Origin of the sequence: Burkholderia sp. PAMC 28687 (genome assembly GCF_001577465.1) — a bacterium.
GTDB lineage: Bacteria > Pseudomonadota > Gammaproteobacteria > Burkholderiales > Burkholderiaceae > Caballeronia.
This window is the reverse complement of the sequence record NZ_CP014506.1, coordinates 119653-132714: the sequence shown is the minus strand read 5'-3', so window position 1 is coordinate 132714 and position 13062 is coordinate 119653. Positions and strand designations below refer to the sequence as shown.

Genomic DNA, 13062 nt, shown 5'->3' with positions numbered 1-13062 from the left:
GTTTCGGTTTCCGGAACCATAACCGCGAAAAAATGGTTTTTCAAAACTTTTTTGACTGCCTACATTTCCCCCATCAATGCTTTTCAACGATCCGGGGAATCACATGAACACGCTCAACCGACGCAAATTCATCACTATCGCGGGCGGCGTCTCGCTTGCGATGGCCTTGCCCTCCCTTGCGTTCGCGGAAGGCGGAACGCTTGCGGACATTCGCAAGCGCGGCAAACTAACAGTCGGCACCGAGGCGGCTTACGAACCCTACGAGTTCGTTGAAAACGGCAAGGTAGTGGGCTATGGTCACGACATTCTGGATTACATGGCGAGCAAGCTGGGCGTCACGCTCGATCAGGTCAACCTGCCGTTCCAGGGTCTGCTGCCCGGCCTCATGACGCACAAGTTCGATTTCGTCGCGACGAGCGTTGGCATCAATCCTGAGCGCGCGAAGCGCTTTGCGTTCTCGGAGCCCGTAGGTGTCGTCGATACCGTGCTGGTCGTGCGTTCAAATGACAGCGCAATCGCCAAAGCGGAAGATATCGCAGGACATGTGGTTGGCACGCAGATGGGTTCGTCGTCGCAACCGATCGCGCAAGCCTTCGACGCACAACTGAAAACCAAAGGCGCTGGTTACGCCGATATCAAACTGTTCCAGGCCTATCCGGACGTCATGGTCGCGTTGACGAACAAGACGCTGGATGTTGGCATCATGCCGTCGAATGTCGTTGCCGTGCTGATGAAGAAGGAACCAGGACAATTCCGCGTGATCGGCAAGATTGGCGAGCCGAAGATGCTCGCGTGGGTTGCGAACCCGCAGGACCTGGAGATTCGGACTTTCATCAATACGTCGCTCGCGGAATTGACGAAGAGCGGCCAGCTGGCGCAAATGCAGAAGAAGTGGTTTGGCTACACAATGAACCTGCCAACCAGCGGCTATTTGCCCGAAGGCGCGGTCTGAGGCGCAGCGCCCCATGTTCGCTTTCATAAGCAGCCAGCTCGCCGTGCTCGCACCGTTTTTCCACGATGTCGTTGCGGGCGCGATCACGACGATTCTATCGAGCGTGGCGGCGTTCGTGCTTGGCATCGCGATCGGCGCGATGTTGCTGTTGGTGCGCCAGCACGGCGGCCGCGTGCTCGCGTGGCTCGTCATTCTCTATGTAAGCCTGATACGCGGTACGCCCGCGCTGATTCAGATGCTGGTTGCGTATTACGTGCTGCCTGCAGTGCTCGATCTGAATATCTCGCCGCTGCAGGCAGGCATTCTCGCACTTGCATTGAACACTGCGGCGTATGTCTCGGAGATCTTGCGTGGCGCATTGAACTCGCTGGGCCGAGGGCAGATCCCGGCGGCTCGTGCGCTTGGCATGCCTGCCTTTCAGGTGTGGCGATACATCGTGTTTCCGCAGCTTTTTTATCGATCGATCCCGCCGCTGACCAACGAATTCACGATGCTGCTGAAGGCGTCCTCACTCATGTCGATCATCGCGGTACACGACCTTGCGACGGTCGCACGCGACGCGACCCTGCAAACCAACTTGCCGCTGCAGGTGTTTTCCGCGACGGCCGCAGTCTACTTCGCGATTCTGTTCGTTGCGTCGTCGGCATCGCGTGGACTTGAACGCCGCGTGGCTAAGGTGTTACCCAATGTCCATTGACCTGGCTATCGTTCAATCGTCCATTCTCCCCTTGCTCAAAGGGTTGAAGGTCACCGCTCAGGTCTGCGTGCTCGGCATTCCGCTCGGCATCGTGGCAGGCACCGTTGCCGCGTATTTCCGTGCCTCGGCATGGCGCGTGTTGCGCGCAGCCGCGCTCTCGTACGTGGAGATCGTGCGCAATGTCCCGTTTCTGATACTCGTCTACCTGAGCTTCTTCGGCTTGCCGAAGCTGGGTGTATCGATGCCCGCGTTTGCGATCGGCGTAGCGGCCACGGCGTTCTACACCGGCGGGTACTTTTGCGAGATCCTGCGCGCGGCATTCGGCAGCCTCGCGCATGGACAGGTGCAGGCGGCGCGCTCGCTGGGGCTTTCGGGTCTTCAGGTGCAGCGTCATGTGGTCTTGCCGCAAATTTTTGGTTTTCTCGCACCGGCCACGACCAGTCTCACCATCATGATGTTCAAGGACTCGTCGATATTCTCCGTCATGAGCCTGACGGAGCTGACCTATCAAAGCAACCTGCTCACCGCCGATACCTTCGCGTACGTCGAAGTACTCGGCACCACCGCGCTCATCTACTGGCTGTGCAGCGTGCTGCTCGACGTGGCCGGGCAATGGTCGGAGCGATACGCAACCCGATACCGGCGCGTCTGATACTGCGCGTCCCTTGCCGTAATCAATGCCACTTAATACAGGACTCCTTATCATGACCAAGCCCCTGACTGTTCCTCCTAAGACCGGCCACAAGACGCTCCTTTATTCCGAGCTGGCGATGGACCTCGATAACCTCGACGCCGACATCGCCGTTCTCGGCATGCCCTATGGTTCGGCATATTCCGCCGCCGATTTTACCAATGACCAGACCAATGCACCTACCGCAATCCGTCAGGCAACTGACCGCGTAGTGCGTTCGCCGGGCCACTACGATTTCGATATCGATGGTCCGTTGCTGCAGGAACGCACGGACATTCGCTTTGTCGATTGCGGCGATGTGATTGCCGATCTCGCGGCGCCCGGCAGCCATTACGAGCGCGTCGAGCAAGCCGTGCGCAAGATCCTGGCTGCAGGCGCATTGCCTATCGTGATGGGCGGCGATCATGGCATCACCACGCCGGTGCTGCGCGCGTTCGACAGCCTTGGCCCGATCACGCTGGTTCATGTCGATGCCCACCTCGACTGGCGCGACGAAGTGAACGGCGTGCGCGACGGTCTCTCCAGCCCGATTCGCCGCGCTTCCGAAATGAAGCATGTCGCGAAGATCGTGCAGATCGGATTGCGTGCGCAGGGCAGCGGCCGTCCGGAGGAATTCCGCGCCGCCAAGGCTTATGGCTCGGACCTGATCACCGCTTACGAGCTTCACGACATCGGCATGGACGCCGTGCTCGCGCGCATTCCGGATGGCGGCAACTACTACCTGACCATCGACGCCGATGGCCTCGATCCTTCGGTCATGCCGGCCGTTGCAGGTCCCGCGCCCGGCGGCGTGACCTTCCTGCAAGCCCGCAAGCTCATTCACGGGCTCGTGAAGAAGGGCCGTGTGGTGGGCATGGATATCGTGGAGATTCAGCCTGAGAAAGATGTGAACCAGATCTCGTGCGTGACGGCGGGGCGGCTGATCCTGAACCTGATCGGCACCGCTATCCGCGCAGGCTATTTCGATAACCGCCGCTAGTCGTGTGCGGTTCGTCCAGGCCGGAGCGCGCTCGGCTGTTCTTGGCGCGCATCCTGACGCATTGAATTCAGTTTTTACGGGACATCATGGAACACACTCGCATTCGTCCGTTCAACACGAAGGTCACCTATCCCGAACAGTCGCTCGATAACGATCTCGCGCAAGCGGTCGCGGCGGGCAACATGATCTTCCTGCGCGGCCAGATTGGACAGGATATCGATACATACGAATCAGTCGGTATCGGCGATGCCGCAGCGCAGGCCGAAAAGGCGATGGCCAACGTCAAGATGCTGCTTGAAGAAGCCGGCAGCAAGCTCGAAGACATTTGCAAGGTGACGATCTATCTGACCGACGTGCGGTATCGCGAGGCAGTGTATCGCGTGGTCGGGCGCTGGTTGAAGGGTGTGCATGCGGTATCGACGGGACTGACCGTTACCGCGCTTGCGCGTCCTGAATGGCTGGTCGAGGTCGACGTGATCGCTGTGAAGTCATGACGCTTGCTTGAACCGGCGGCCCGGAAATGACTTTCCAGGCCGCCGGCATGCTACGCGTGCCCGACGTTATGCACGGGTGTTGCCCGGAAAACGAGGACAAGCCCGGCAAGTATCAACGCCATTCCCGCGACGCCTGCCGGTGCGAGGCGGTTGCCGAGGAAGATGTAGTCCATGATCGCCGTACAAACAGGCACGAGATAAAAGAGGCTTGTCACGTTGACGAGATTTCCCGCATGCACGAGGCGGTAGAACAGCACCTGCGCAAATACCGATATCACGATGCCTAGCCAGAACAACGGCAAGAGCAGCCCCGCACTCAGGACGATACCGGACGGCTGCAAAGGCAGGAACAACACGCATAGCACGAGGCTGACTGCGTTTTGCAAAGGCAGGATATCGAGAGGCTGCTGCTTCAGGCGTTTTTGCAGAATGGCCCCGACCGTCATGCAGCCGAGCGATGCGGATGCGAACAACAGTCCCAGCGCCGGGAAGTGTCCGATCCTTCCCGCTCCCAACACGACCAGACACAAGCCACTCAAGGCAAGTAAAAGGCCGCCCGCGCGCCGTATCGTCAATCGTCGTTCCACGAGCAACAGCGTCAACACAGGCTGAACGCCCAGGATCGTGGCGAGAATGCCGGGCGTCATTCCATGGTCAAGCGCAAGCAGATAGCAGATGGAATAACCGCCTGTGAGCAAGCCGCCGGTAAGCGCAACCTGAAGTCTCGTTCCTCGCGCGGGCAGCCATCGTCCGCGCCATACGCCCAGGGCCGCGAGGACCGCTGACGCGAGTGCGAAGCGCATGACGAGAAAGGGTAGTGCGGGAGCATGCTGGAGCCCTGTTTCCGAAACGATCGCACCGCTGCTCCAGAGCAACACGAAGAGCGCCGTCGAGCCATAGGCTGCGAAGGCTGTTTTTACGAAGACCATGATTCATTCACCTGTCGAGGGAATAGATGACCAGGGCGAACACGGTCACGCCGCCAGAGCACGCAAGGTGCAGCGGTCGAGCCGGTTGCCAGGATTCAGTGGCTGTTGATCAGCCGCAAACGAGTCCACGCGGAGGCGCTGCTGCGCCTGCGGTGACGGCGTTCGGAGGAGATGCGGGAGGTGAAGCGACAGGTGGGGAAACAGTAAAAGCAGACAGACGGGCTGTGTGCGCACGGCTGATCGTCGAGTCGAACTCGATATCAGCGGAAAGAATGTGCGCGGGCTTCGTCATGAGAGAGATGAAGGTTCGTTGAAGGTTCGTGGCTTCGTGAGCGTGAGATTACCGTTTCCGCGAAGCTTGTGCAACACACGTTCAGGTAGCGTGGCGGACCACTTGACAAGCTGGTCCGCATCACACCTTAAGCCTCGCCCAGCGGTTCGGCTGCAACGGCGCTTGCCGCGGGCCTCTCCGACGACGACTTGACGCGGCTGATCCACACCGCCGCCGCGATTACGAGCACGGTCGCGAGCCATCCATTGACGCCATACCCTTGAATGCTCCCGTCAGCACCGCTCGACAACAGCAAGCCCCCAAGCCACGCGCCGCAGCCGCTGCCAAGCGCCTGCAGCGCACTGTTCGTGCTGAGGAACGCGCCCCGGTTTGCGGGCTCTGGAACCGTCGTAAGCAACGCCTGCATGGGAACCATGCGGCCGGAAACCGTCACCATGAAGACCGGGAAAAACAGCAGCAGCAATACATACGGCAAGCTCGGTAAATGCGTGACGAAGAGGATTGGCAGAAGGGAAACGGCGACCATCACGCGGAACATGTGGCGGCTGCCGTAACGATCGGAAAGACGGCCGACAAAACGTGAAGTGAAGAACGTCGCCGCGCCGCCGCCCATATAAAGCCACGACAATTGCGCAGGCTGCACGCCGTGATTGGCGACCAGCACGGGTGATATGAACGGGATCACCAGCATCTGCGAGCCCATTACAACGAAGGTCATGGCGAACGCGCTCATGTATCGAGGGTTCGTCAAAAGCCGCCATAACGATGGCAGCACGCTTCGCAACGCAGGCTGTTGCCGTCCCAGGTGTTCGGCCAGCGTGGGTACGATTCGCATGCCGCCGAGCCATATCAGCACGGAGAGCACCGTCAGCAGGATGAATGGCGTGTACCAGCCAAAGTGCGCGCCGAGCAGAATGCCTGCCGGCACGCCCGCAACGGCGGCCAGCGAAAACGCCGTCATGATCGTTCCAGTCGCGGCGCCGCGCCTTGCCACGGGGATGACGTCGCTGACAATGGCCATCACGACCGAACCGAGCATGCCGCCGGTGATGCCCGCGAATGCACGCGCTAAAAGCAGGATAGGGAAAGTGGGCGCAAAGGCGCAAGCGAGGTTGGATAAAGCAAACAACGCATACACGGCGAGCAATAACCGGCGCCGGTCGAAGCGATCGATATACGTCGCCCCCAGCAGCCCGGAAAGTCCCGAGCACCATGAGTACGCCGAGACCGCGGTGGCAAATGCAGCGGGTGTAATCTGAAAGCTGCGCATGATCTGCGGGCCGAGCGGCATCATCACCATGAAGTCCATGATGATGGTGAACTGGGTGAGTGCGAGCAGCCACAGCAGGCGCCGCTCGCGAGTTGAATCGAGACTATACATAGCCATCCTGATTGAATTTATTCTTTTGGACGCGGCGTGTGCGATTCAAGGTCTAGTCGTCGATAGACTCATGGACCGCAACCGCGCCGCGCTTCCAGTAACTGGAGGCGCGAATGCGGGTTTTATCGATACCGCGTTCCGTGCACAAATGCTGACGCGCCGCACGAACCACGCTCGACTCAGCCGCTGCCCACACATACCCTTCGCCATCGGGCAGATACATTTCGCGCAGTGCGAGCAACAACGCACCGCCCGGAAACTCGGATTCGTTACGGTAGCGCCATTCTGCGTAGAGGTCCGCATTGGTACTGAATTCGATTTTTGCCGATGGATCCTCAACTTCGATCAGCGCTGCAACACGGGTTCCCGCAGGCAACTCTTCCAGACGGCGCGCGATGGCGGGCAGCGCGGTTTCATCGCCTATAAGAAGATGCCAGTCGAACCCCGTGGGAATGGTAAACGAACCGCGTGGGCCGCCAATGCCAAGGTACTGACCCACGTCTGCTTGTCTGGCCCAGGTCGCGGCGGGTCCTGCTTCGTGCAACGCGAATTCGATATCCAGTTCCCGGGCCTCACGATCGAAACGGCGCGGCGTGAAGTCGCGTGCGATCGGTCGCGGCTGGTCTTCGGCGAAGACGGGACCATTGGGACCGGCAGTCGGGACCACGGGTTTTTCTTCGCCGGGAGCCGGGAAGAAGACCTTGATGTGATCATCGAACGATGCAGATTCGAAGTCCTGGAGATCTTCGCCGCCCATTGTGACGCGCAGGAGATGCGGTGTTACCAGATGAACCCGCTTGACTTGAAGCAGGCGGAATTTGAGTGCATGGCGAACGCGCACGACCGCCAGATCGGGTCTGTTTTGCATACTGTCTTTCCTTCATCGTTATGTGGGTTTCAAGCCGGATCACTCGCCGCCGTGCCTTCGATTTCGGCCGTGGCGCGTACGAGAATGGCGGCGATGCGGCGCTGTTCGGCGATGGTGGCTTCGGTTCGCATCAGCAATGCGTGCTTCAGCGCACGGCGTGCCTGGATGTATTCCGGCAGCCAGGTGTTGTCGCCGTCGCCGTTTTCGTCAGAGGTTTCGCCAGCGAACGCGCGGCGCACTGAATCCATCTTGCGAGCAAAATGACTGAGTTTCGCGAACATGATGTCGACGCGTTCCCGGTTGGCCGCCAGATACTCGCGGCCAGGTTCCGCTAGCGCGTAACGCTTGCGGTTGCCTTCCAGTTCGACGGTCGCGTAACCGAGTTCTTCAAGATAGGTCAGCGCCGGATACACCATGCCCGGACTCGGCGTGTAGAAACCGTTCGACCGGACTTCGAGTGCCTTGATCAGCTCGTAGCCGTGGCGCGGCTGCTCGGCGAGCAGAGCGAGGAGCAGGAGCTGAAGGTCGTCGGACGTGAATTTGCGACCGCGCGGCATGCCGTCTTCGCCGCCACCGAAGCCGCCGGGGCCGCCGCCGAATCCACCGCGGCCGCCGAATCCATCATGACCACCGCGGCCGGATCCACCCGGGCCGTCATGACTGCCGCGGCCTCCGAAACGGTCTTCGCCGTGGTGGCGGTGATGGTGGCGGCTCATTGCGTGCCAGAGGGAATGCAGGGCTGAACGGCCGTCGAAAGCCGCCGAATCGTGTGTGTGAAAGTGATGTCGTTTCATCGAGAAACTCCGTAGGTATCGTAAAACACATCTTAAGATATATATCTTAAGATACGAAGTCAACGTGTTTTTTTGTTTTTCTGCTCGGCGAAACCATGCAATGCTTAGGTTTGGGAGCCTCATAACCTTACGAGAATTGAATAATTCTCAACGTGGATGCGCGTCGCTACTCTGGACGCTGATTTCGTCCACGAGGTTCATGTATATGGTTGGTTCCGAGTTTTTTGCCGCGAGGCGCCGCACGTTGCGCGTGCTGGGAGCCGCGCCCGCGCTCGCTGCAATCGGCGGGTTTGCATCTGGTTCAGCGAGGGCTGCGCATGCCGCGCTGTCTTCTGTCACGCTCGTCCTGGGCGATCAGGCGGGCGGCACGCGCGCACTCGCCGAGGCGGCAAGAGTGCTCGATGGCACGCCGTACGCGTTCAAATGGGCCAATTTCCAGGGCGCCGCGCCGTTGTTCGAGGCGCAGCGTGCCGGCGCGGTCGATATCGCTCCGGCGGGAGACCTGCCCGTGCTGGCGGCGGCCGTGGGCGATCCGACGCTCAAGATCGTCGCGACGCGCGTCGGTTCCGGATCGCAACTCGGCATTCTCGTGCCGGCAAATTCGAAGCTGCGCAGCGTCGCGGATCTCAAGGGCCGCACGGTGTTCGTATCGTCGGCGCGCGGCAGCATTTCGCAGTTCCAGCTTTACGGCGCGCTCGCCGAGGCGGGGCTCACGCGCAACGATGTATCGGTGAGATTCGTGTTGCCGGTCGATGCGTTCACCGCGTTTGCATCGGGGAGCATTGACGTATGGGCGACCTTCGATCCGTACTTCGGCACAGCCGTGCAGCATGGTGCGCGCGTACTGCGCGACGGCACGGGCATCAATAGTGGCTTGGGGTTTATCACGGCGTCGGGCGAGGCCGCAGCGAATCCTTTGAAGCGGCTTGCAATAGCCGATGTGCTGGAGCGGTTCCAGCGCGCGGGCGATTGGGCGATTGCCAATCCGGACGAATATGCGCGGGTGTATGCATCGCTGACCCGTCTTCCGCTCGATGCAGCCAGGACGATTACCGCACGATCCGCGCTGAAGCAGCGGTTCGTTGCGGACAACGATATCGCGGCGTTGCAGAAAGTGGCGGACAGCGCGTTTCGCGATGCGATCCTGCCGAGGCGGATCGATGTGCGGGCGATATCCGATACGCAGATTGCAAAAGCTTGAGGCAGGCAAGAGCGCGTGGACGGCGAGAGGGTCGGCCATCCACGCGGTGTTTTGTTCAATCCAGCAAGTCGGGTTCCGCTTCAACCAGCCCTTCATACAAGCTCTGGAACGAGAACAGAGCACCGCCGGGGCGTCCCACGCGCTCGTGCGTCAACGCGGCGACATCGTGTGGAATGGGTTGGGGCGTGCCGGCCGCCTCTGCGAGCAATTGTGTGTGGCACGCGTTATCGAGCGCGAGATACCACCATGCTGCCGCTTCCACGGTCGGACCGGCAGTCAGGATGCCGTGGTTCTTCAGGATCACCGCTTTGCTCGTGCCGAGTGCGTCGGCAATGCGGGCGCCTTCCCTGGTGTCGAGCACGACACCCTGGAAATCATCGAATAGTTCGTGATCCTGATAGAACGAGCACGAGTCCTGTGTCAGCGGATCGAGCTTGCGGCCAAGCGTCGACCACGCCTTGCCGTAGAGCGAATGCGTGTGGGCCGCTGCAACGATATCCGGGCGCGCTTCATGAATTGCCGCATGAATGGCAAAGGCGGCCTGATTGACGGGCCCCTTGCCAACGACGATCTCGCCTTCGCTGTTCACGAGCAGCAAGTCGGAAACGCGCATGCGTGAAAAGTGCCGGCCAAGCGGATTGACCCAGAAGTGATCGGTCCATTCGGGGTCGCGGGCGGTGATGTGGCCGGCGAGACCCTGGTCGAATCCGTATCGGGCGAACAGGCGGAATGCGCCTGCAAGACGTTCGAGCCGGTGGCGACGTTCAGCCGCGAGCGATACGGGCGGCGGGACTTCATCGAACCAGAATTTGCGGACGGGCGAGGCGTGGAGCGCAAGTTCGGGTGTGGCGGGGAGGGTGCTCATTATTGAATGTCCTTTGGCGGTCGAGCCGGGAGTCGGCTACCCGGTGGATTGCTTCAAAGGCTAACATTCGCGCATTCGAGGGTTAAATATCAAATGCAGATAACCATATCGAATGTGCATGATTGAGGGGTGCCCTAGGCGTCCAGCACCACGACCGAGTCTTCGCCTGGACCTGTCTTCGCAGGAATCGCACTGCAAATCAGTGCGTGTCCCGGTTCGACCTCTCCCTCGCAGGGCACGGGATACGCCACATCGCCGGAAAGCAGGCGTGTGGAACATGTGCCGCATACGCCCGATCTGCAATTCGATGCCACCGCCACGCCGTTTGCTTCGGCGAAGTCGAGCAGGCTTCCATCTTCGGGAGACCATTGCGCGGTCTTTTGCGATCGCATGAAAATGACCTTCGACATAAGCTCAGGATCACGGACCGGGACAATAGGTGCAACTGCTGCGGACCTTTCAGTTCGCTTGACGCTCGCGGGTCCGAACGCTTCGAAACGGATCCGGTCGTCGGCCACGTTCAGCGCGCGCAAGCCGGTGTACAGGTCTTGCATGAAAGCAGCCGGACCGCAGAGGTAGAAGTCGTAGTCGCCGAATGGCAGCACACTCCTGAGATAGTCGATATCCACGCGCTGCGCATCGCGAAGATGAATCGAGAGCTGCGGAAACGCCTGCGCTGCGGCATCAAGTTCGTCAGCGAAGGGGCGATCGATTGCCCGGCGCGCGCCGTGGATGAAATACACATGCTCGGGCTGGGCACGGTCGTTGTTCGAACGCACGCTGTTGAGCATCGCGATCATCGGTGTGATGCCAATTCCCGCCGATACAAGCACGATCGGACGCGAGCTCGTTCGATCGAGCACGAACGCGCCACCCGGCGTCTTCGTTTCCATCACGCTGCCCGCATCGACATGCTCGTGCAACCACGTCGATGCCACACCTTCACGCTTCACCGTAATCCTATAACGCTTGCCGTCATGCGCATCGGAAAGCGTATAGGTTCGGATCAGCGGCGCCGCGAGCCCGGGAATGTTCAGCCGGATCGGCAGAAACTGGCCAGGCGCAAAAGACGCGAGCGGCTCGTCATCGGTAGGCTCGAAATAAAACGACTTGATGCCGGGTGCTTCGTCGCGAACCTCGGCGACGTTCAGCGTGCGCCACGCGCTCGGCGCTTTCGTCCAGCTCCCTGTCTTCGCCAGTTGCGGCGCGTATTGCACGCCCGACCAACGCAACGGCAAAGCGCTGCGCGTGCGCCGCACTTCACGCACACGCCAGCGGATGAGGCGCTCCGCGCCCTCGAATGATTCGAGATCCTTACCTTCCCAGATCACTTCTGCATCCACGGCCAGATACAGCAGGTCGCCGCTGACGAAGTCGATCACGAGCAAACCCGCGCGCGGATCACGCATCAGATTACCGATGGTGTTGAAGAACAGGTTGCCGCTGAAGTCGGGGGTGGTGAGCGCGTGCTTGCTGTCGTTACGAATGAACCCCGGCTTGCCGCCCCGATGCGACACGTCCGCGCCACGGCCGATACCCGCATCGTCCGATGTATTCGCGCTCGCGATAAAAAACGTGTCCGCGTTGGCAATCAATTCGCGATCGGCGTCGCTCAGATGATCCGTGATGACAGGCGCCTCGTCGTCACGCGCCTGCTTGCCGAAATCAATGGGCGTCGGCGTGCGGCTTTGAATGTATTTTGCACAGTTGCCATAGCTCTGACTGACGGCCACGGTGATCGCATTTTCGTCGACGGAAGTGACCACGCCGTTCACGCGATTACGCCTGCGCGTGGCGGGCTGAATGCCGAGGCCACCCAGCAAAGCGCCCGCTTTCCACGCGCTTGCGAGAGGGTCGCCTTTCAGGCTGTGGCCCGCGATCCGCAACGTGCGTTCATCGGGCGTAGACACAAAGCCCGGTTCACCGATACGCAATGTTGCCCACGGTTGTCCCGCAGCATCGACGCCGCCCAGCACCATGAACGGCTGCTCTGCGAAGAATTGCCGATGCTGCTCGGGCATGTAGTCACGAATTCCGCGACGCGCATTGACGTCCATGCGCTCACGTACGCCCGCTAGTTCCTGCGCCGCCAGTTCGCCGGCGTGAAAGGGCGATTCAACAGCGCTCCAGCCTGCAGGCGGAGCGGCGACGAGGGTATCGGACATGGGCGTTCACCAGTTGGTGGATGGTACGGAGCAATCAGTCGGACTCGGCAAGCAAGCCGGCCTTCGAGGCAGGCATACGCAGAAAGCGCGGCAGCGCTTCGACGCGCTTCAACCACGCGCGCAGATTGGGATATGGATCGAGCGAAATGCCGCCCTCGGGCGCATGAGCGATGTACGAGTAAGCCGCAATATCCGCGATGGTCGGTGTTTGCCCCACGGCGAACGGCTTGTCACCGAACTCGGGCTCGATGATCGCGAAGAGATCTTCTGCAATGCGCATCGCCCCCGCGTGATCGCGCGGCGCGCCGAACACGGTGACGAGACGCGCGGCACAGGGTCCATACGCGATCTTGCCCGCAGCGAGCGACAACCAGCGCTGAACGGCTGCGGCACCGACGGGATCTTCAGGCAGCCACGATGCATCGCCATACTTTTGCGCAAGGTAGACGAGGATCGCATTCGAATCCGTCAGAACAATGTCGCCGTCCTCGATCACCGGCACTTCGCCGAACGGATTGAGCGCCAGATGGGCGGGCTTGCGGTTGTCACCGGCTTTCATGTTGAGTTCTATCGTCGTGAACGGCAGGTCGAGCAATGTCAGGAAAAGCTTCACGCGATGCCCGTGTCCGGACAATAACGTCGTGTGCAAGCGGATCGGCTGATCTGGTTTGGTTTTGATGGCAGAAGGCATGGTCGGGTCCTGGCGAAGTGATTGATGAGTGAGTGCTCGTAGAATAGACCGCCACGCACGATG

General features: G+C 60.5%; 13 protein-coding genes. 6 read left to right on the top strand and 7 right to left on the bottom strand.

The features are described 5' to 3' along the window. Positions 1-103: 103 nt before the first annotated feature. The 5 genes from AX768_RS15920 (at position 104) to AX768_RS15900 (ending at position 3813) form a co-directional block, all read left to right on the top strand. Positions 104-952 (top strand): transporter substrate-binding domain-containing protein, encoded by an 849-nt coding sequence (locus AX768_RS15920; RefSeq protein ID WP_062002260.1) that lies wholly within the window; start codon positions 104-106, stop codon positions 950-952. A gap of 13 nt (positions 953-965) precedes the next feature. Then, on the top strand, positions 966-1649 hold the full coding sequence (locus AX768_RS15915; protein WP_062001123.1) for an amino acid ABC transporter permease: 684 nt from the start codon (positions 966-968) through the stop codon (positions 1647-1649). Then, the gene (locus tag AX768_RS15910; RefSeq protein WP_062001122.1) at positions 1639-2301 is read left to right on the top strand and encodes an amino acid ABC transporter permease; all 663 of its coding nucleotides are present in this window, start codon (positions 1639-1641) and stop codon (positions 2299-2301) included. Before AX768_RS15915 ends, AX768_RS15910 begins: the two co-directional genes overlap by 11 nt. A gap of 52 nt (positions 2302-2353) precedes the next feature. After that, the gene (locus AX768_RS15905) at positions 2354-3319 is read left to right on the top strand and encodes an agmatinase (protein WP_062001121.1); all 966 of its coding nucleotides are present in this window, start codon (positions 2354-2356) and stop codon (positions 3317-3319) included. Between the two features lie 86 nt (positions 3320-3405). Further along, the gene (locus AX768_RS15900) at positions 3406-3813 is read left to right on the top strand and encodes a RidA family protein (RefSeq protein WP_062001120.1); all 408 of its coding nucleotides are present in this window, start codon (positions 3406-3408) and stop codon (positions 3811-3813) included. Between the two features lie 50 nt (positions 3814-3863). Here the strand turns inward: AX768_RS15900 and AX768_RS15895 are convergent, their stop codons facing one another. From AX768_RS15895 to AX768_RS15880, 4 genes are all read right to left on the bottom strand, one after another. Further along, complete coding sequence (locus AX768_RS15895; RefSeq protein ID WP_062001119.1) at positions 3864-4742, bottom strand: DMT family transporter; 879 nt, start codon at positions 4740-4742, stop codon at positions 3864-3866. 419 nt (positions 4743-5161) lie between these two features. Continuing rightward, positions 5162-6415: an MFS transporter gene (locus AX768_RS15890; RefSeq protein ID WP_062001118.1), complete on the bottom strand. Its 1254-nt coding sequence runs from the start codon at positions 6413-6415 to the stop codon at positions 5162-5164. Between the two features lie 52 nt (positions 6416-6467). Continuing rightward, positions 6468-7283: a siderophore-interacting protein gene (locus AX768_RS15885; RefSeq protein WP_062001117.1), complete on the bottom strand. Its 816-nt coding sequence runs from the start codon at positions 7281-7283 to the stop codon at positions 6468-6470. 29 nt (positions 7284-7312) lie between these two features. Next, a complete protein-coding gene (locus AX768_RS15880; RefSeq protein WP_082778897.1) occupies positions 7313-8077 on the bottom strand; it encodes a PadR family transcriptional regulator in 765 nt (254 codons plus the stop codon). A 199-nt stretch (positions 8078-8276) separates the two neighbouring features. Here AX768_RS15880 and AX768_RS15875 point away from each other — a divergent pair, with 199 nt between their 5' ends. After that, entirely contained in the window at positions 8277-9278 is a 1002-nt protein-coding gene (locus tag AX768_RS15875; protein WP_231941482.1) for an ABC transporter substrate-binding protein, read from the top strand. Positions 9279-9333: 55 nt separating this feature from the next. On the opposite strand, the gene AX768_RS15870 is transcribed toward AX768_RS15875, so the two are convergent. The 3 genes from AX768_RS15870 to AX768_RS15860 form a co-directional block, all read right to left on the bottom strand. Further along, positions 9334-10143: a class II aldolase/adducin family protein gene (locus AX768_RS15870; RefSeq protein ID WP_062001115.1), complete on the bottom strand. Its 810-nt coding sequence runs from the start codon at positions 10141-10143 to the stop codon at positions 9334-9336. Between the two features lie 134 nt (positions 10144-10277). Then, positions 10278-12308, bottom strand: a complete 2031-nt coding sequence (locus AX768_RS15865; RefSeq protein WP_062001114.1) for a 2Fe-2S iron-sulfur cluster-binding protein — start codon at positions 12306-12308, stop codon at positions 10278-10280. Between the two features lie 34 nt (positions 12309-12342). Continuing rightward, positions 12343-12999 carry a glutathione S-transferase family protein gene (locus AX768_RS15860; protein ID WP_062001113.1) on the bottom strand — a complete coding sequence of 219 codons (657 nt, stop codon included), beginning with the start codon at positions 12997-12999 and terminating at the stop codon, positions 12343-12345. Positions 13000-13062 lie beyond the last annotated feature (63 nt).

Coding starts and splice junctions, on each gene's coding strand:
- AX768_RS15920 (WP_062002260.1), top strand. CDS start 104: ATGAACACGCTCAACCGACGCAAATTCATCACTATCGCGGGCGGCGTC.
- AX768_RS15915 (WP_062001123.1), top strand. CDS start 966: ATGTTCGCTTTCATAAGCAGCCAGCTCGCCGTGCTCGCACCGTTTTTC.
- AX768_RS15910 (WP_062001122.1), top strand. CDS start 1,639: ATGTCCATTGACCTGGCTATCGTTCAATCGTCCATTCTCCCCTTGCTC.
- AX768_RS15905 (WP_062001121.1), top strand. CDS start 2,354: ATGACCAAGCCCCTGACTGTTCCTCCTAAGACCGGCCACAAGACGCTC.
- AX768_RS15900 (WP_062001120.1), top strand. CDS start 3,406: ATGGAACACACTCGCATTCGTCCGTTCAACACGAAGGTCACCTATCCC.
- AX768_RS15895 (WP_062001119.1), bottom strand. CDS start 4,742: ATGGTCTTCGTAAAAACAGCCTTCGCAGCCTATGGCTCGACGGCGCTC.
- AX768_RS15890 (WP_062001118.1), bottom strand. CDS start 6,415: ATGTATAGTCTCGATTCAACTCGCGAGCGGCGCCTGCTGTGGCTGCTC.
- AX768_RS15885 (WP_062001117.1), bottom strand. CDS start 7,283: ATGCAAAACAGACCCGATCTGGCGGTCGTGCGCGTTCGCCATGCACTC.
- AX768_RS15880 (WP_082778897.1), bottom strand. CDS start 8,077: ATGAAACGACATCACTTTCACACACACGATTCGGCGGCTTTCGACGGC.
- AX768_RS15875 (WP_231941482.1), top strand. CDS start 8,277: ATGTATATGGTTGGTTCCGAGTTTTTTGCCGCGAGGCGCCGCACGTTG.
- AX768_RS15870 (WP_062001115.1), bottom strand. CDS start 10,143: ATGAGCACCCTCCCCGCCACACCCGAACTTGCGCTCCACGCCTCGCCC.
- AX768_RS15865 (WP_062001114.1), bottom strand. CDS start 12,308: ATGTCCGATACCCTCGTCGCCGCTCCGCCTGCAGGCTGGAGCGCTGTT.
- AX768_RS15860 (WP_062001113.1), bottom strand. CDS start 12,999: ATGCCTTCTGCCATCAAAACCAAACCAGATCAGCCGATCCGCTTGCAC.